This is a genomic window from Halanaerobium salsuginis, assembly GCF_900114545.1.
Taxonomy (GTDB): Bacteria; Bacillota; Halanaerobiia; order Halanaerobiales; family Halanaerobiaceae; genus Halanaerobium; species Halanaerobium salsuginis.
This window is the reverse complement of record NZ_FOTI01000002.1, coordinates 1-18,271: the sequence shown is the minus strand read 5'-3', so window position 1 is coordinate 18,271 and position 18,271 is coordinate 1. Positions and strand designations below refer to the sequence as shown.

General features: G+C 32.0%; 21 protein-coding genes. 13 read left to right on the top strand and 8 right to left on the bottom strand.

The genetic code is table 11. The features are described from left to right. Window positions 1-6 precede the first annotated feature (6 nt). From BMZ74_RS01050 to BMZ74_RS01010, 9 genes are all read left to right on the top strand, one after another. A complete protein-coding gene (locus tag BMZ74_RS01050; RefSeq protein WP_089858310.1) occupies window positions 7-660 on the top strand; it encodes a potassium channel family protein in 654 nt (217 codons plus the stop codon). A 36-nt stretch (window positions 661-696) separates the two neighbouring features. Then, window positions 697-2,028 carry a tRNA (N6-isopentenyl adenosine(37)-C2)-methylthiotransferase MiaB gene (gene miaB, locus BMZ74_RS01045; protein ID WP_089858307.1) on the top strand — a complete coding sequence of 444 codons (1,332 nt, stop codon included), beginning with the start codon at window positions 697-699 and terminating at the stop codon, window positions 2,026-2,028. A gap of 136 nt (window positions 2,029-2,164) precedes the next feature. Then, window positions 2,165-4,780 (top strand): DNA mismatch repair protein MutS, encoded by a 2,616-nt coding sequence (gene mutS / locus BMZ74_RS01040; RefSeq protein ID WP_089858303.1) that lies wholly within the window; start codon window positions 2,165-2,167, stop codon window positions 4,778-4,780. 1 nt (window position 4,781) lies between these two features. Next, entirely contained in the window at window positions 4,782-6,770 is a 1,989-nt protein-coding gene (gene mutL / locus BMZ74_RS01035) for a DNA mismatch repair endonuclease MutL (RefSeq protein ID WP_089858300.1), read from the top strand. Further along, window positions 6,767-7,747, top strand: coding sequence for a tRNA (adenosine(37)-N6)-dimethylallyltransferase MiaA (gene miaA / locus BMZ74_RS01030; protein ID WP_089858296.1), 981 nt, complete (start codon window positions 6,767-6,769; stop codon window positions 7,745-7,747). The genes mutL and miaA overlap by 4 nt, the downstream gene beginning before the upstream one ends. Continuing rightward, complete coding sequence (locus BMZ74_RS01025) at window positions 7,707-8,084, top strand: thioredoxin family protein (protein WP_089858293.1); 378 nt, start codon at window positions 7,707-7,709, stop codon at window positions 8,082-8,084. The genes miaA and BMZ74_RS01025 overlap by 41 nt, the downstream gene beginning before the upstream one ends. An 81-nt stretch (window positions 8,085-8,165) precedes the next feature. Then, window positions 8,166-8,399 (top strand): RNA chaperone Hfq, encoded by a 234-nt coding sequence (hfq, locus tag BMZ74_RS01020; RefSeq protein ID WP_089858290.1) that lies wholly within the window; start codon window positions 8,166-8,168, stop codon window positions 8,397-8,399. A gap of 23 nt (window positions 8,400-8,422) precedes the next feature. After that, window positions 8,423-9,067 (top strand): tetratricopeptide repeat protein, encoded by a 645-nt coding sequence (locus BMZ74_RS01015; RefSeq protein WP_089858287.1) that lies wholly within the window; start codon window positions 8,423-8,425, stop codon window positions 9,065-9,067. A gap of 32 nt (window positions 9,068-9,099) precedes the next feature. Next, on the top strand, window positions 9,100-9,732 hold the full coding sequence (locus BMZ74_RS01010) for a uracil-DNA glycosylase (RefSeq protein ID WP_089858284.1): 633 nt from the start codon (window positions 9,100-9,102) through the stop codon (window positions 9,730-9,732). Window positions 9,733-9,745: 13 nt separating this feature from the next. On the opposite strand, the gene lexA is transcribed toward BMZ74_RS01010, so the two are convergent. Beyond that, entirely contained in the window at window positions 9,746-10,369 is a 624-nt protein-coding gene (gene lexA, locus BMZ74_RS01005; protein WP_089858281.1) for a transcriptional repressor LexA, read from the bottom strand. Window positions 10,370-10,536: 167 nt separating this feature from the next. On the opposite strand from lexA, the gene BMZ74_RS01000 reads away from it, so the two are divergent. The 3 genes from BMZ74_RS01000 to BMZ74_RS00990 all read left to right on the top strand — a co-directional run bounded on the left by BMZ74_RS01000 (window position 10,537) and on the right by BMZ74_RS00990 (window position 12,887). Next, a complete protein-coding gene (locus BMZ74_RS01000) occupies window positions 10,537-10,893 on the top strand; it encodes a LysM peptidoglycan-binding domain-containing protein (protein WP_089858278.1) in 357 nt (118 codons plus the stop codon). A 275-nt stretch (window positions 10,894-11,168) separates the two neighbouring features. After that, a complete protein-coding gene (locus tag BMZ74_RS00995; protein ID WP_089858275.1) occupies window positions 11,169-11,831 on the top strand; it encodes a YneB family resolvase-like protein in 663 nt (220 codons plus the stop codon). Between the two features lie 105 nt (window positions 11,832-11,936). Further along, window positions 11,937-12,887 carry an L-lactate dehydrogenase gene (locus BMZ74_RS00990; RefSeq protein ID WP_089858272.1) on the top strand — a complete coding sequence of 317 codons (951 nt, stop codon included), beginning with the start codon at window positions 11,937-11,939 and terminating at the stop codon, window positions 12,885-12,887. Window positions 12,888-13,315: 428 nt separating this feature from the next. On the opposite strand, the gene BMZ74_RS00985 is transcribed toward BMZ74_RS00990, so the two are convergent. The 4 genes from BMZ74_RS00985 to BMZ74_RS00970 all read right to left on the bottom strand — a co-directional run bounded on the left by BMZ74_RS00985 (window position 13,316) and on the right by BMZ74_RS00970 (window position 15,653). Next, window positions 13,316-13,834 (bottom strand): flavin reductase family protein, encoded by a 519-nt coding sequence (locus BMZ74_RS00985; RefSeq protein ID WP_089858269.1) that lies wholly within the window; start codon window positions 13,832-13,834, stop codon window positions 13,316-13,318. A 47-nt stretch (window positions 13,835-13,881) separates the two neighbouring features. After that, entirely contained in the window at window positions 13,882-14,217 is a 336-nt protein-coding gene (locus BMZ74_RS00980) for a tRNA-binding protein (RefSeq protein ID WP_089858265.1), read from the bottom strand. A 128-nt stretch (window positions 14,218-14,345) separates the two neighbouring features. Further along, a complete protein-coding gene (locus tag BMZ74_RS00975) occupies window positions 14,346-15,122 on the bottom strand; it encodes an enoyl-ACP reductase FabI (RefSeq protein ID WP_089858262.1) in 777 nt (258 codons plus the stop codon). Between the two features lie 42 nt (window positions 15,123-15,164). Further along, window positions 15,165-15,653, bottom strand: a complete 489-nt coding sequence (locus BMZ74_RS00970) for a flavodoxin family protein (protein WP_089858259.1) — start codon at window positions 15,651-15,653, stop codon at window positions 15,165-15,167. A gap of 188 nt (window positions 15,654-15,841) precedes the next feature. Here BMZ74_RS00970 and BMZ74_RS00965 point away from each other — a divergent pair, with 188 nt between their 5' ends. Continuing rightward, complete coding sequence (locus BMZ74_RS00965) at window positions 15,842-16,720, top strand: NAD(P)/FAD-dependent oxidoreductase (RefSeq protein WP_089858256.1); 879 nt, start codon at window positions 15,842-15,844, stop codon at window positions 16,718-16,720. Here the strand turns inward: BMZ74_RS00965 and BMZ74_RS00960 are convergent. The 3 genes from BMZ74_RS00960 to BMZ74_RS00950 all read right to left on the bottom strand — a co-directional run. Continuing rightward, on the bottom strand, window positions 16,712-17,161 hold the full coding sequence (locus BMZ74_RS00960) for a 2-thiouracil desulfurase family protein (RefSeq protein WP_089858253.1): 450 nt from the start codon (window positions 17,159-17,161) through the stop codon (window positions 16,712-16,714). The two genes, BMZ74_RS00965 and BMZ74_RS00960, sit on opposite strands and share 9 nt — an antisense overlap. A 110-nt stretch (window positions 17,162-17,271) precedes the next feature. Further along, window positions 17,272-17,823: an HAD hydrolase-like protein gene (locus BMZ74_RS00955; protein ID WP_245750779.1), complete on the bottom strand. Its 552-nt coding sequence runs from the start codon at window positions 17,821-17,823 to the stop codon at window positions 17,272-17,274. A 173-nt stretch (window positions 17,824-17,996) separates the two neighbouring features. After that, the coding region (locus tag BMZ74_RS00950; RefSeq protein WP_143070132.1) for a transposase at window positions 17,997-18,271 on the bottom strand (275 nt) is incomplete at its 5' end.

Sequence of the window (18,271 nt, the reverse complement as noted above, 5' to 3'; positions counted from 1 at the left end):
TAAGTGATGAAACAGTTTGTAGTTATTGGTCTGGGTCGTTTTGGATCAAGTGTAGCTACTACCCTGGCAGAAGCTGATTTTGATGTACTAGCGATTGATCAAAATCAGGAAAGAGTCCAGGGAATTGCTAATAAAGTTACTCATGCTGTAGAAGCAGATGCAACTGACGAAGAAGCTCTAAAAACACTTGGTGTAAGAAATTTTGATGTAGCAGTAGTTAGCATTGGTGACAATGTATCGGCAAATATCCTCTGTACCTTAATTTTAAAAGAACTAAAAGTTCCTTATGTAATAGTTAAGGCACCAGATGCTTTACATGGTAAAGTTTTAACTAAAGTAGGGGCTGATCGAGTTGTTTATCCAGAGCGAGATATGGGAGTCCGGATAGCGCATAATTTGATTTCTTCTAATGTCCTTGATTATATTGAATTTGCACCTGAATATGGAGTTATTGAAATAATTGCTACTGATAAAATGATCGGTAAAACTTTACAAGACTTAGAATTCAGATCCAAATTTAATGTTAATGTTATGGCAATTAAAAGAGGAGAAAATTTAAACGTTTCTCCTGGAGCTGGAGATAAAATTTTAGAAGGAGATCGACTTGTTGTAATTGGGAAAAATGAAAGTTTAGATCAACTAAAAAACTTTGATCATTAGATTTAAATTGGCTTAATTTTAATAGGAGTGAACTAATTGCTAAAAAATAAATATTATAAAATAATAACTTATGGCTGCCAGATGAATGAGCATGATTCAGAAAAACTAGCTGGTATGCTGGAAGAAATGGGTTATTTACCTACCGAAGAATTGGCAGAGTCAGATATAATAATTCTGAACACCTGTGTAATTCGGGAAAATGCTGAACTTAAAGTTTATGGTAAGTTAGGTGAATTAAAACAATATAAAAGGGAAAACCCCGATTTAATAATTGGAATTGGGGGCTGCATGATGCAGCAGGATGAACCAGTAGCTGAAATATATAAAAAATATCAGCATGTTGATTTAATTTTTGGAACACATAATATTCATCATCTGCCAGCTTTAATTGAAAAAATAGCAGCTGGTAAAGGGAGAGTTGTAGAAGTTTGGGATGAAGAAGAAGGACTAATTCCTGATCTACCATCCCAACGCAAATCAGAAAATGAAGCCTGGGTTTCTATTATTCAGGGCTGTAACAATTTCTGTACTTATTGTATAGTACCTTATGTAAGGGGCAGAGAAAGAAGCCGACCACTAAATGCTATTGTAAATGAATGTCAGCAATTAGCGGCTGATGGAGTTAAAGAGATAACATTACTGGGACAGAATGTTAATTCTTATGGAAAAGATTTAGCTGATGAGACCGATTTCCCAGAATTGCTTAGCCAGTTAAATGAAATAGATGGCTTGCTTAGAATTAGATTTATGACTTCTCATCCACGTGATTTTTCAGACAAGTTACTATTTAAAATAAAAGAACTAGACAAAGTAGCTAAACATATACACTTACCTGTCCAGTCAGGAAGTAATAAGGTGCTTAAAGAAATGAACCGTGGTTATAAACGGGAGTACTATTTTGAAAGAGTTAAAAAAATTCAGCAGGAAGTACCAGAGGTATCTATTTCAACTGATTTTATTGTTGGTTTTCCGGGCGAAAGTGAAAAAGACTTTGAACAGACAATCGCAATGGTTGAAGAATTAAAATTTGATATGGCTTATACTTTTATCTATTCTCCCAGAAGTGGGACACCTGCTGCTAAAAGAACTGATCAAGTTCCAGAAGAGGTTAAGAAAGAACGTCTGCAGCGCTTAATGAAATTGCAAAATCAAATCAGTTATCAAAAAAATCAAGCGTTGATTGGTACTACTCAGGAAATTTTAGTTACTGGTCCTAGTGACAATGATCCAGAAGTATTTGCTGGTAGAACAAGTACTAATAAGCTATGTTTTATTGAACGGGATGATAATTTAATTGGTAAACTTGTTAAAGTTAAAATTAAAACAGCAAAAAGTTGGACTTTAGAAGGCAACGTAGTTAATGCTTAAGCTGTTAATACTAAATAAATGGTAGACTTAAATTGCTGTTTGTTAATTTATGAGCCTGAAAGATAAGTTTAAAGTCTTTCAGGCTTTTGAATATTTTAATTTAATCGATAGACTTGACTGTAATGGAGGGATAAGTTTGGCTGATTTAACACCAATGATGCAACAATATCATGACTTGAAAAACAAATATCAGGATGCAATGTTATTTTTTAGACTGGGAGATTTTTACGAAATGTTTGGCAGTGATGCAAAAAGAGCTGCAAAATTATTAGATATTGCTTTAACTTCTCGAAATAAGGGTGGAGGAGAAAAAATTCCAATGGCAGGAGTACCACATCACTCAGCTGCTTCTTATATTGAAAAATTGATTAAGCAGGGAATAAAAGTTGCTATTTGTGAACAACTTGAAGATCCAGCAGAAGCCAGTGGAATAGTTGAAAGAGATGTAATCAGAGTAATTACACCTGGAACTGTAATTGAAAATGAAATCTTGGCTGAGAATGAGAATAATTATCTAGCAGCAGCTTTTAATTATGGAGATAAATTTGGCTTTTCTTATACTGATATCTCAACAGGAGAATTTTATTTAACTGAATTTTCTCAGTCACAAGCAGCTAAGTTAAGTGATGAGATTAATCGAATTTCTCCTCGTGAACTACTTTTGGAGGAAAAAATTGCCCAGCAGAAAGAATTAAAACAGCTGCAGGAACATTATAATTTTACTTTAAATATAGTTGAAAGCAAAAAATATCAAGAGCTGAAAGAACTGCTTTTAGAACATTTTAATGTTAATTCCCTAGAAGGTTTTGGCTGTGCAGAAATGAAAGCGGCTGTTTATGCAGCTGGTCAAATTTTGCTTTATTTATCTGAAACTCAAAAAAGAACAATTAATCAGATTACTGCTTTAAAATCTTATTTCTTAGAGGATTATATGGTACTTGATTCTGCCAGTCGGAGAAATCTTGAATTAACTGCTACAATTAGAGATAATAGCCGTAATGGATCTCTCCTGGCTGTTCTTGATCAGACAGTTACTTCAATGGGAGGGCGTAAAATTAAAAAATGGATTAATCAGCCTTTAATTAATCAAACTGAAATTGCAGCCCGCCATGATGCAGTAGCAGAAATTAAAAATAATTATATAGTAATGGAAAAATTACGAACAAACTTAGCAGATATTTATGATTTAGAAAGAATAATGAGCAAAATAACTTATCAATCTGCTAATGCTAGAGACTTAGTTGCTTTAAAAAATTCACTGGCTAAATTACCAATTGTCGAAGATTTAATTACTAGCTTTTCAACTGAATTGTTAGCTAAATTGAGCGCTAAATTTGACTCTTTAACTGATATTCAACAGTTATTAGAAATTTCTATTAAGGAAGAACCTCCAACTACTATTACTGAAGGCGGAATAATTAAAGATAATTATGCTGCAGAACTTGATCAACTGCGTGATTTGGTTGGCAGTGGTAAAGATTGGATTGCAGCTCTGCAAAAAGAGGAAAGAGAAAAGACTGGTATTAATACGCTAAAAGTTGGTTTTAATAAAGTGTTTGGTTATTATTTAGAAGTAACAAATTCTCATTTAGAGAAAGTACCTGAACATTATGAGCGCAAACAAACTTTAAGTAATAGTGAACGCTATATTATTCCGGAATTAAAAGCCAAAGAAGCTGAAGTCTTAGGTGCAGAAGAAAAGATTAATGATCTAGAATATAAATTATTTTTAGAAATTAGAGAAGAAATAGCAGCTGAGGTAGAAAGAATTAATCGGACAGCTGATTTAATTGCTATACTAGATGTTTTGCTAGCTTTTGCTTATCTGGCAGGAGAAAATAATTATCAACGACCAGATATTAATTCGGGTTCAGAAATAATTATTGAAAATGGTCGTCACCCTGTGGTGGAAAAGATGTTTTCTGAACAGTTTGTTCCAAATGACTGCTATTTAAATCAGAGTGATCAGCGTTTTATTTTGATAACTGGCCCTAATATGTCGGGTAAATCTACTTATATGAGACAGGTTGCTCTAATAGTATTGATGGCCCAGATAGGCTGTTTTGTGCCAGCAGATAAAGCAGTTATAGGTTTAACTGATCGGATTTTTACCCGGGTAGGTGCTAGTGATGATCTAACTACTGGTCAGAGTACTTTTATGGTAGAAATGAACGAAGTTGCTAATATAGTTAATAATAGTACTGCTCAAAGTCTGGTTATTTTAGATGAGGTGGGGCGAGGAACTAGTACTTATGATGGTGTTTCAATTGCCTGGGCTGTAAGTGAATACTTAAATAATCCAGAACGTATTGGAGCTCGTACATTATTTGCAACACACTATCATGAGCTAACTAGATTAGAAGATGAGTATACTGGAATTAAAAACTATAATGTATTGGTTAAAGAAGATAGTGATGGGGTACATTTTTTGCACCGTATTGGTAAAGGGAGAGCTAATGACAGTTATGGCATTGAAGTTGCTAGACTAGCAGGCCTGCCGGAAGAAATAATTATTAGTGCTCAGAAAGTTTTAGCTCGTTTGGAAAATAATAATAAACTGCCAGTTCGTAATCTTGAAAAACATGTTCAGGCAGAAAAACATCAGCAATTACCTTTGTTTAAAACAGAAGAAAGTCCAATTTTAAAAGAGCTTGCTAAAAAAGATATTTTGGCAATGACACCAATGGATGCAATGAATTTTCTGTATAAAATGAAAAAAGATTTAAAGGAAAACAGTGAGGAGGGTAGCTAAAATGGGTATAATTAAACAACTTCCCCAGAATGTTGCTAACCAAATTTCAGCTGGTGAAGTGATTGAGCGGCCAGCCTCTATCGTAAAAGAGCTGCTTGAAAATTCAATTGATGCTGGGGCAACTAAAGTTGAAATTAAAATAGAAAATGGTGGGCGTGACTTAATTAGAATTAAAGATAATGGGCAGGGAATTATGGCTGATGATATGGAATCTGCTTTTAATCGCTATGCTACAAGTAAGATTGAAGATATTGATGATCTTTACTCACTTTATAGTCTGGGATTTCGGGGTGAAGCTTTAGCCAGTATTGCTTCAGTATCTGAAGTAGAGATGATTAGTCGTCACCAGAGTGCAGAGGCAGCAACTAAGATTAAGCTTAAGGGTGGAGAAATTTTAGCAAAAAACCCAACTGGGGCTACTGTAGGAACTGATGTCAGGGTAAAAGATCTTTTTTATAATACACCAGCTCGGTATAAATACCTTAAGACAACGACTACAGAGTTTACTCATATTTCTAGAATTGTTAGTGCCGAAGCTGTAGCTAATAGTAAGCTTGCCCTGCAGCTTTTCCATGATCAGCGCCAGATAATTTCAACTCCTGGAAATGGGAGTTTAAAGGATACAATTTATGCAGTTTTTGGTAGTGAGATTGCTGCTAACTTGTTTCCTATTGAGATCGAAGATCGTTATATTAAATTGAGTGGTTATCTCTGTCGCCCGGAACTTACCCGTTCCAGCCGCAGTCATGAATTACTTTTTGCTAATGGTCGTCCTATCTATAATAATTTGGTGGCCCGGGCAGTAGAATCAGCATATAGTCACTTAATTGACCCTGGCCGCAGACCAATTGTTTTTTTATTTATTAAAGTTAATCCGATTTTAGTTGATGTTAATGTTCATCCAGCTAAACGGGAAGTTAAATTTAGTCGGGGTCAGATTATTTATGATGTAATTAAAAAAGCTGTACGTAATGTATTAAAAGCTAATGATCCAACAACTAGAATTAAACTTAACAAGCAGAGTCCAACTGATACTAATGAGATAGCTTCTAAAACAGCAAATAATGAAGTAAAAAATGAGAATAATGAAAACAGTACTTCCAGACAAAAATCACTACAGCAGAGTAAAATAGATTTAAAGCAGGGAAGCAATAGTCTTTTTAAAAATTCAGCAGCTAATGCAAAACATTTAGCAGCTAATAATGATTCTAATTTTACAGAATATAGTACTAGTGATGCTGGTCAAAAAAGAGCTATTAATAAGTCTTACTCTAGTTTTAGTAAAAAGAATAATTATAAGGGTAATCAATCTATGGCTAAAAATAATTTAAAAGAGAGCGAGCAAACTGATACTTCTTTAATTAGTGAGAATGAAAACGAAGAATATTCTTTAGCTGATACTGCTGCTCATGAAGAATATTTTAAATATCTAGCTCAAATTTTTAATAGTTACATTCTAATTGAAACTGATCTAGGTCTTAAAATAGTTGATCAGCATAATGCACATGAAAGAATTTTATTTGAAAAGTTTTTTCAAGAATATAATCAAAAAAATAAGTCTGTTCAGTCATTATTGTTACCAGTTAAATTGGAACTATCTCCATCTGAAATGGAAATTGTTAAGCAATATCAGGCAGAAATTAATCAGGTTGGAATTGAATTTAGTGATTTTGGCAGTAATACTATTTTAATTCAAGAAGTGCCTGTTTTACTGAAAAATAGATCAACTAGGAATATTCTTGAAGAAATGATAGCTGAGTTGGCCCGGGCTGGAAGAGCTTTATCTCCAGCTGAAGTTCAGGAGTCCATGCTAAAATATTTAGCTTGCAGAACTGCTATAAAAGCTGGTAAGCCATTAACTCCTCAGGAAAGCATTGAACTGGTTAAAGGGTTATATCAAACAGAAAACCCCTATCGTTGTCCACACAGCCGTCCAATTATGATTAATATTAGCCGGGATGAAATTGAAAAAGGGCTTGGTAGAAAATGAGAGATTTAGTTGTTTTAACTGGACCAACTGCAGTGGGGAAAACAGACTTATCTTTAGAGCTTGCTAATCAGATTAAGGGAGAAATAATTTCGGTTGATTCAATGCAGATTTATCAGGAAATGGATATTGGAACGGCCAAAGCTACTGCTGAGGAACAGCAGAGAGTTGAACATCACCTGCTTGATTTAATTAAGCCGACTGAAGAATATTCACTGGCACAGTTTCAAAATGATTGTGATCAAAAAATAGCAGAATTACAAAAAAGGGATCGGCTCCCCTTACTGGTAGGAGGGACTAATCTTTATATTAGAGCAGTTCTGGCAGGTTTTATGCTGCCAGAAATAAAACCCCAGCTTGCTTTGCGTGAGCGTTTAGAGAACTTAGCTGATCAGTCTGGTACTGAGGCTGTGCATGATATTTTGACTGAGTATGATCCCCAAACTGCAGCTAAATTACATCCTAATGATTTGCGAAGAGTAATTAGAGCAATTGAAATTTATAAAGCAACTGGTAAGACCAAAAGTTTTTATAAAGAACAGCAGCAGGCTAGACCGCCTCGTTATTCTGCTTATAAGTTTGGTCTTGTCCGCAGCAGAGAAATGATTTATCAGCGGATTAATCAGCGAGTTGAGTTGATGCTGGCCCGGGGCCTTCTGGATGAAGTAAGAAATCTGAAAAATAAATATGATAATCTGAGTGATACAGCTAGACAGGCTCTTGGCTATAAGGAACTTTTGTCTTATTTAGATGGGCAAATTTCTAAAACTGAAGCAGTTAGATTGATTAAAAAGAGAAGCCGTAATTTTGCTAAACGTCAGTTAACCTGGTTGAGAAGAGAATATAGGCAGGGAAAAATATTTATTTTTAATTTGGAAAAGGAAACTAGAGCTGATATTTTACAGGTTATGACAGCTATTATAAAAGGAGATAGCGATTATGAGCAAGAATACAAAAAACGAAGTGAAATTAATTTCTAGTCAAGCTGAATTTGAAAGTTTGCTTGATTCTCAAGCAACATTATTGGTGCTTTTTTCGAGAGAAGACTGCGGTTATTGTCAAATTGCCTTACAAAATATTACTCAGGTTCTGGCTAATTTTCCTGGTTTTACACTGTACGTTTTAAAATTAAATGATTTTCCCCAGCTTTTTGAAAAATATAGTATTCAATCTGTACCAGTTCTCAAGATATTTAAACAAGGTGAAGCTGTTTATACTGGTTTTGGCATACGTAAAGTTAGCGATTTATATTATCAATTTAAAGACTATCTACCTGGTTTAAACTCTTATTATAGTGATTTAGAAAAAAATAATTAAAGTAATCTTTGCAGGATTTTTTTTAAAAATATTGAATTTAATATATAGAGTAAGTTAAAAATATAAAAGGGGGCTACAGCAATGAGTAATAATGTTAATTATCAGGATCATATTTTAAAACATATTCATGAAAATAAAATTGAAGTGATTGTTTATTTTGTTAATGGGTATCAGTTAAAAGGTAAGATAACAGCGTATGATAATTTTACTATTATTTTGCGAAGTGATCAGAGAGATCAGATGATTTATAAACATGCTATTTCTACAATTGCACCAGTTGAAAAGATTAGTGGTCTCCTTGATTTAGAAGAATAATTAAAAGTAAGGATGTTGCAGTCTTGTTAAGAAAAACTAAATTAATTTTAATTATTACAATATTTTTTGTAGTTTCGTTAACTATTAATGTAGGAGCAGAGTCAAATTATAATTGGGATAATTTAATTAAAACAGTTAATTACCAATTGCAAGAAAATAAGGATGATATTTTATTAAATTATAGTTTGGCAGTTGCTTATGCTAATACTGGTGAGATAAAAAAAGCCTATGATATTATTGATAATTTTGGCAGCAGTGTTAGTCGCCATGAATTTAACGCTGCTGTTTTTTCATATCTAGCTGACTGGTATAATTATCAGCAATCAGATAATTTGTTTTATTTAAATTGTGCTGCTTTTCAAGCTGTAATTAATAAAAAATATGCTGAGGCAGTTAATATATTTGAGTATGCTCTCAAATTAGATCAAAATAATTATTGGCTGATAAATAATTTAGCTGCTGCTTTATTAGAATTAGATAGATATGATCTGGCCCTAGACTATGCTAATCAAGCTCTTGTTATGGCTGAAAATGAATACTCCCATCTAATTAAAGGAGTTGCTTATTACAAAAAAGGGGACTATATAAGAGCACTGGTTGAAGCGGCTTCAGCCCGGAAATTATTTAAGGCACTGGCAGATGAAGAATATCAAGACTTTACTCAGTAAAAAGTTATTAAACTAGTTTTAGGAGGTTCTTAATGTTATTTGATCAAGAAGGAAATTTTAAAATACAGCAGCTTTTTGCTTATCCAGAAGATAATTATCAAGCTTTAAAAGAAAAAGCATTACAATGTGAGCGCTGTCAGCTTCGGTCTGGCTGTAATGGTGTTGTAATGGGGGAAGGAAATGTAAATAATAGATTAATGTTAATCGGAGAGGGACCAGGTGCAAATGAGGATCGGTTGGGCAGACCTTTTGTCGGTAAAGCAGGTCAGCTTTTAGATAAAATACTGGAGGCTGTTAAATTAAAAAGAGAGGACTTATATATTACTAATGTTGTTAAATGCAGACCTCCTAATAATAGGGCTCCCCATCAAAATGAATTTGAGGCCTGTGTTTCAATCCTGATGGCAGAAATTAGACTTATTCAGCCCAAGGTTATTGTCACTTTAGGTTCAACAGCTACCAAATTTTTAATTGATCCTCCTGAAAGCATTACCAAAGCAAGAGGTAACTGGTATCAACGAGGAGAAATCTTTTTTCTACCAACTTTTCATCCGGCTTATTTACTGCGAAATAATAACATGAAGAAGTATAGTTGGTATGATTTTCAATTAATAAAAAAAGCCGCTGTTAGAATAAAAGAGCTTTCTAACAACGGAGAATTATAATTATTAAGTTTAGTTAATCAAATTTTCTAAACAACCCGGTAACCTTGCCTAAAATCTTAACATTTTTTGATATTATTGGTTCATAGGCTGGATTTTCGGGCTGTAAACGAATATGTTCATCTTCCTTAAAAAATCTCTTTACTGTTGCTTCATCTTCCAGTAAAGCAATTACAATTTCACTATTGTTAGCATAACTTTGTTTTTCTGCTATTACATAATCCCCATCATGAATTCCCGCATTCAGCATACTATCGCCACTTACTCTGAGCATAAATAAATCATTATTACCAACCTTTAAATAGCTTAAGGGAAGAGGGAAATAATCTTCTATATTTTCCTCTGCCAGAATAGGTGCACCTGCTGTAACCCTACCAACTACTGGAATATCTATCATTTCTTTATTACTTTTTGATTCTTGATCATTATTATAAATAACTTCTATAGCTCTTGGCTTAGAAGGATCACGTCTTAGATATTTTAGTTTTTCCAGCGTTTTAAGATGACTGTGAACAGAAGCTGGAGACTTAAGGCCTACTGCTTTGCCAATTTCTCTGACAGAAGGTGGATACCCTTTTGCTTTAATTTCATCTATAATAAATTGTAGAATATTTTGCTGCCTTTTAGAAAGTTCTTCCATCAAAATTCCTCCATTCATATTTTCCTTTATTATACCATAAACTATAAAAATAAACAAACAATCGTTCAAATAGTCCTTGACAATGAACATACGTATTGCTATAATTAATTTAAGCAAACAGTTGTTTAGTACAAGTGTTTAGATAAAGCATACGGGAGGAATATTTTATGCAAAATATTAATAATTATTCACTACACTATCAAGTGAAAGTTAAGGATAAAGGTCTATTTGTCGGTTTGAGCGGGAAAAAATTAATAAAAGTTAAGTTAATAAAAATGATATTATCTATTTTAAGTCTGGCTTTAATTATAACAATATTATTTTCTTTTATTGGTGCAGGAGAAAATACTAATAGTTTTATCAGTTATGAAGTGCAAAAAGGGGAATCTATCTGGTCAATAGCTGCTCAATATTATGGACCACAGGTTGACTTGCGAAAAGCAGTTTATAGGATAAAACAGTTTAATAAAATAAGTTCTGCTGTAATTGTTCCTGGGCAGATTTTAACTATTCCTCTTGACTAAATAAGATTATTTTTTTAAAAAATAGTGAGTATTACTCAACTTAAAAAAAGCTACTACTAATTATTATTTGCATATTCAATAAAAATAATTTAAGCTATTAAATGAAAGCTTAATTTAAAATGGTTGCCAAAGTCAGTTAAAAACTGTCAGGCAATCATTTTTTGGTGTTATAAGAATAGCAAATAAATTTATAGTAAGTTTTAAGTGATTTTTTAAAAAGATATTTAGCGATTATTTTATAAAAATAAGATTATATACAAAGGAGTAGTTAAACTATGAAAAAAGCCATTATTTATACACGGGTAAGTACTGATAAAGAAAGTCAAAGTACAAGTCTAAAAAGACAGAAGGAAGAATTACTTAGTTATGCAATGGAGAATGAATTAAAAGTTATTAAAATTATTGAAGAAAAAGAAAGTGGTTTTGATGAAAAACGACCTGGAATTATTGCTGCTCTCAATTTAATAAAAAAAAGAAAAGTAGAAATTTTATTGGTTCAGGACAGCAGTCGTCTGGGACGCGGCAATGCTAAAATGGCTTTAATTCATCAGATCGAAAAAATGAATGCTCAAATTTATACCTTAGCTGATCAAGGTGCAATTGCTTTAAATGATTTAGAGAAAATGATTCTTGAAATATTATCTGTTGTAGAGAGTTATCAGCAGGAATTAAGGAATCATAATATTAGTCGAGCTATGAAAAATAAAATTAAACAAGGAGACTTTAATCCTGCCCAAAATTTAAAAAATATTGAGCAGGGTGGTAGGGAAAGAAAAGAAATACCGCTTCAAGAAATTATTAGATTGAGAAAGTTAGAGCTTACTTTTAAAGATATTGCAGCTACTTTGCGAGGGCTTGGTTATGATGTTTCTAAATCAACAGTCCACAGGCGTTATCAAGAATATTTAAGCCAACAACAGAAAAATAGTGTTAAGTAATTAACTTTTAAATGTTTAAGAAGTGATATACTAAAATAAATAGGATTTAGTTTGTTTATTTTTATTAACTTTAATTTAATAATTATATAAGAGGTGATAAAATCAATGGCAGAAATTAATCCTAATAAGATTGCAGTTATTGGTGCAGGGGGAGTAGGTGCTACAACTGCTTATGCCTTAATGATTCAGGGAATTGGTTCTGAAATTGTACTGATAGATGTTAATCGGGATAAGGCTGAAGGAGAAGCAATGGATCTTCAACATGGTGCTTCTTTTGTTCATCCTGTTGATGTTTATGCTGGTGACTATAGTGATCTGGCTGATGCCAAACTAATTGTAATCACAGCTGGAGCAGCACAAAGGCCAGGTGAAACAAGGCTTGATCTTGTTAAGAAAAACACAGGTATTTTCAAGAATATAATTAATTCTATTACTGAATATAATCAAGAGGGAATTTTACTTGTTGTGACAAATCCAGTTGATATTTTAACTTATTTTACCTGGAAGTTTTCTGGTTTTCCTGCTCAAAGAGTTATCGGCTCCGGGACTGTATTAGATAGCTCTAGATTTAGAACATTATTGAGTAAAAACTGTCAAGTAGCTGCAAGTAATGTGCATGGTTATATAATTGGAGAACACGGTGATAGCGAAGTTCCAGTCTGGAGTATGACTAATATTGCTGGAACTCAGATCAAAAACTATTGTCCAATTTGTTCGAAAAGTTGCCGTGAACATGAATTAACTGAAATTAGTGATGATGTTAGAAATGCAGCCTATGAAATAATCGATAAAAAAGGAGCTACATTTTATGCAGTTGCTCTGGGAGTTGCCAGGATAGCCAGGGCAATTTTAAGAGATGAAAATGCTGTTTTGACAGTATCAAGTTTAATGGAAGGTTATTATGGAGTCAATGATATGAGTTTAAGTTTACCAACTCTTATTAATTCAGATGGAATCAAACAGGTCTTAGAATTACCACTGGCAGAAAATGAAGAAAAGGCATTTAAAGAATCTGCTGCCAAATTGAAAGAAACCATTAAGAATATTACTATTTAAAATTAAGGCACAGTTGAGCTAGTCAATAAATACTTTATCAAAGTTCAGCTATAGTTAGCTAAAAAAGCCAGTTATATTAATTTTTTCAAAACTGGCTTTTTTACTTTCTTATCCCAAAAAGCTAAGTTTACTTAAGATATGAGACAAAAGCAGAAAAATAAGAGATAAAACTAGCGATATTTCTAATTAGCAATTTTTTCTTATTAATTAACTTGATAAAGCAATAACTTCGTAAAATTATTATTTTACGAAGTTATTTAAAATAAAAAATAACCTGGTTTTTTATAATAGATTAATTAGCTTAAAAATTGCTGTTAGATAATTAATTAAAACCAGGTCTTTTTAATCTTATATATATGATAAGTATTTTAATCTAAATTGATTAAAGCAAATTTAGTTAGGTAACTTAAAGAAACTTATTTTTAAATTTAAACTTCTTGATAAACTTTAATAATTTCGCCATAATAAAAACTATGCATATCTGCTTCTGGATAATTTTTGTTTTGATAGTCTTGACTTAAATTTTCTAATTTCATATCCTGTTTATAAACAATTTTAGCTATAAAATGCAGATCATTGCCGCTTATAATTGGTACATCAGTTAATTCTGTTTTATATAATGGCAGTTTAAGTTCTGCTATTTTATCATAATTAAGTCCTGATTTGGTACCGCAAAATTTAAGTTCTTTTTGATACTGGTTATTTAAAGGTACACTTACTGTAAAGTAATTACTATTTTCAATTAACTGGTGTGTATAACGTGATTTTCTAACTGGAACCATAATAATATTTTTACCCCAGATGTAGCCAACATTTCCCCAACCCATAGTCATAGTATTAATTTTATCTTCTTGTTTAGTTGTTAAAAAAGCTCCTTTGGGAAATAAATTGATATAATCATTGAGTACTTCAGTAAACTTAACTTCTTTTAAATTAATATTTGCCATTTTGAGCCACTCCCTTTAAAATAATAATTCAATTATCTATTTTTTTATTAGCCAAGTTTTAACCCTGGTTTAACTTCTCTATCTGGTTCAATTAATACCACGCCTGATTCACTATATAAACCAAGAATCAAAAATTCTGACATAAAATTAGCAATTTGTTTATCTGGAAAATTAACAATCCCTAATACCTGTTTTGAAATTAAATCTTCCGGTTTATATAAATCAGTTATTTGTGCACTTGTTTTTTTTATTCCAACTTCTTCCCCAAAATCTACTTTAAGTTTATAGGCTGGTTTTTTTGCTGCCGGAAAAACAGCTGCTTCAATTATTTTTCCTACTCGAATATCAAGTTTCATAAAATCTGAGAAATTTGCTTCTGGCATTATTTTATCGATCCTTTCTAATTATAGGGCTGCTATTTTTATTTATTATTATTTTTTTGAAACAAATTAATTATTTTTAATATAAAAGCGTCAGGGCTTATTTTTATATTATTTGGCCCTGTAAATTACTAGCCCTGAATATTATAACCACCATCTACATGAATGATTTCTCCAGTTACCATAGTTGATAAATCACTGAGTAAATATAAAGCGCTATCAGCAACTTCTTCTTGCTTAACAAGCTTACCTAGCGGAGCTTTTTGTTTAAAGCTATTCATTAAACCTTTGAAATTAGAAATTCCACTGGCAGCTCTAGTTAAAATTGGGCCTGGTGAAAGAGCATTAACTCTAATTTGATCTTGACCAAGATCAGCTGCTAGATATTTAACAGACGATTCTAGTGCTGCTTTAGCAACTCCCATTACATTGTAATTAGGAATTACTTTTTCAGCTCCATAATATGTAAGCGTAATTGCCGATCCACCATTATTTTTCATAAAGGGATAAGCTAATTGTAAAGCTTTAACATAAGAATAAACACTTATTTCCAGACTGCGTAGAAAACTGCTGCGTTCTGTATTAAGATATTTGCCTTTCAAATCTGCTTTTCTGGGGCCACCAGCAATCGCATGAACTAAAAAATTAACTTCTTGTCCAAAATCATTTCCAATTTTTTTAAATACCTGCTCAAATTGCTGGTCATCTGTGATATCAAGTTGATAAAATGAGTTTGAGCCTATTTCTTGAAAGAGTGGAATTACTTTTTGTGCTATTTTCTCATTTTGATAGGTAAATGCTAGTTCTGCTCCTTCAGCCTTAAGTTTTTTAGCTATCTGCCAGGAAATAGACTTTTTATTTGCAACTCCCATAATTATTCCTTTTTTACCTGTCATTAATTTAGACATCTTATTTGCCTCCTAATTTAAGATAAATATTTTCCAAATAAATTAATTATCGAAAATACTTATTGCTTTACTGGCAATTCTATTACCAAATATTTCGGCTCTTTTTTGCTGCTCTTTATTACCAGCTTTTAAACAAACAGCTCCATAATGAGTATAAGGATGGCCTTCTCCAGAACCAGCTGAATAAACCAGCATACCTTTAACTAGCAGATGCCCTATGATTGTTAATAAAGCAAAATCTGCTCCTCCACCTAAATAATTTTCTGTAGCAAAGGCAGCCCCCAGTTTACCAGCCAAATCATATTTAGCTGATTTATCAAACCATTTCTTTAACTGCCAGGAAAAATCAGCATGATAAGTTGGACTGCCAAAGATAACTGCCTGACTTGAATTAAGAAATTCATCATTTATATTACTAATTGACATTGTTTTAGCTTCTACGTTTTGTATCTGATTAGCACCGTTTGCAATAAGATGAGCAATTTTTTCTGTATTACCACTTTCACTATGATAAACAACTGCAAGTTTCATTTTTTTCCTCTTTTCTATTATTTTTTAAGTTAGTTATTTTATAATTTGTCCCAATTAAGACTAGTTGTAAGCTAGCTAACTGCTTTTTAATTGCGATAACTATAAAATATTACTTTAGAAATTATTAATAATTAACTATTAATAATTACATATTTTCAAACCAAGTACTAAGTAAAGGAGATATAAAAATGTCAGATAAAATCTTTGATTTAATTATTATTGGGTGTGGACCAGCGGGACTTTCAGCAGCAATTAATGCCAGGATTCGTAATCTAGATTTACTATTAATGGGATCAGATTTTTCCAGTCCTAAGCTTTATAAAGCTGAAAAAATTAATAACTATCTTGGTCTGCCAGAAATTTCTGGGCTAGAATTAAAAGATAAATTTCTAACTCATCTTAAAAAATTAGAAGTTCCTATTCAAGAAGCTAAAGTCGATAGCATTTATCCTGCTGATGATCATTATATTATTATGGCAAGAAATAAAACATATCGCAGTTATAAAATAATTTTAGCTCCTGGAATTAGTACAGCTAAACTAATTCAGGGTGAAGAAGATCTGGTTGGCAGTGGTGTTAGTTATTGTGCAACTTGTGATGGTCCTCTTTATAAAGGAAAAAATGTAGCTGTTGTTGCTTATAATCCTGAAGGAATTGAAGATGCTAAGTTTTTAGCTGAAATAACAAATCAGGTTTATTTAATTCCTCAGTTTGAACTTGAAGCTGAAGCAAATTTACCAGAAATAAGTGTTATTCAAGAAAAGCCAACAGCAATTAATCTGCCCGATAATTCTCCAGTAGTTGAGTTAGAAAATCAACAGCTAGAAGTCGATGGTGTCTTCATTTATCGTGATACTACTCCAGCTGATAAATTAATTTATGGACTAGAATTAAATGATAATCATATAAAAGTTGATCATAAATTAGAAACAAATTTTGCGGGAATCTATGCGGCTGGTGATTGTACTGGGACTCCCTATCAAGTTGCCAAGGCAGTTGCAGAAGGTCAATTAGCAGCACTAAATGCAGCCAGTCAGATTCGAAAAGAAAAAAATAAATTAAGCTAGAGATTGACTAAAATTATGTTCATTATAAATCTTAATTCCATTTGCTTCTAATAAATCAGCAGTTATTCCATTTGCTTGAACTAGATTACCAGAAAAAGTGCCATCATAAATCAAATTATAACCACAGGATGGGCTTCTGCTTTTTAATATTGCTTGATCAACCTCAATAATTTTTGCAATTGCTAATGTCTTTTGTGCTCCTGATCTAAATTGAGAGCTGAGGTCTTGACCAGCTTTACTAACTACTTTCTTTTTTCGAGATTCTGAAAAGGGATTAATTATTTCAGAACAAGGACGTGGTGTTTGCAAACCAGCCAGCAGTTCCGGGCAGACTGGAACTGCTTTTCCTTCTTTAACAAGTTCTATAATTTCTTTTTGCTCACTGCTTTTACCATTATAACGGCAGTTAATACCAGCCAGACAGGCACTTACTAAATACATTATCTCAATCCCCTAACTTTTGCTTAAATATTCTGTCTCTTGATTTTTTATAGTATCTGTTACAAGAATATCACTGCTTATTCTGATTATCAAGTCTATTTAGCAGAAATTTATTCTCTTAAAAGCAGACGATTAAATTGATAAAAGCTATTAATTATATCGGTTATTTCTGGTATGTTTAAATAATCAAAATTGCGATGTTTAGGCGCAAAAATTATTATATTTCCTAAATTTGCTTTTTGAGCAGCTTTTATACCTGCTCTAGTATTTTCAAAAACTATAGTATTTTGGGCTGATAAATTTTTTTCATTAATTAGTTCCTGATAAAAATTTGGCTGAGGTGGCCCTGGTAAGAAGTCTTTTAAAAAAATAATATCTTTTGCTTTAAAATAATTTTTTAAAGCAAAATTATTTAGATAAAAATCAAAATTAAAACTGTTATTAATCATAACTAAAATTAATTTTACTTTTCTTGTTTGTAATTCAGTTAGCAGAAATTTAGCAGCTGGATCAATTTTAAGATCTAATTTATTTTCTAAACATAAATTTTGATAAATAACTGATTTTTTAGCTAATAGGTCATTTAATTTGCTTTTATCAAGTTTCTTGCCAGCTAGATCATTAATAATTTTATGATAACTATAGTTATGAAAAGCAGCTATCTTAATGAAATTATCTTTAGTTAAATTAAAATCAAAAAATTTTTCAGCAAAAATTTGCCATGATTTTAATTCTTCTGTCCAATCATGAAATAAAATAGGTTCTTTGACAAATGTTGTGAAATCTAAATAGCACCGTTTGAATCATGTTATCTCTTTGTTTTTTTGAATTACTCTTAAATACTTAGCAATGATAAAAATACTCGGCGTTTTAAGTTTTCAACTTTGGGAACACCGTAGCCAATTCTTTTGATTAATTTGATTTTGTTGTTTAATCCTTCAGCAAATCCGTTGGTTATTCTAGTTTTAAAATAGTTAATAATGTGTTGTTCCCAGCGTTTTACTGTTCCTTTAGCTCTATAGAAAAGATTTAATTTAGACTGACTAACATTTTCATACCAGTTATTTAAAGCTTGAATAGACTCTTTAACATCAGGAATCTGTAGTAAAT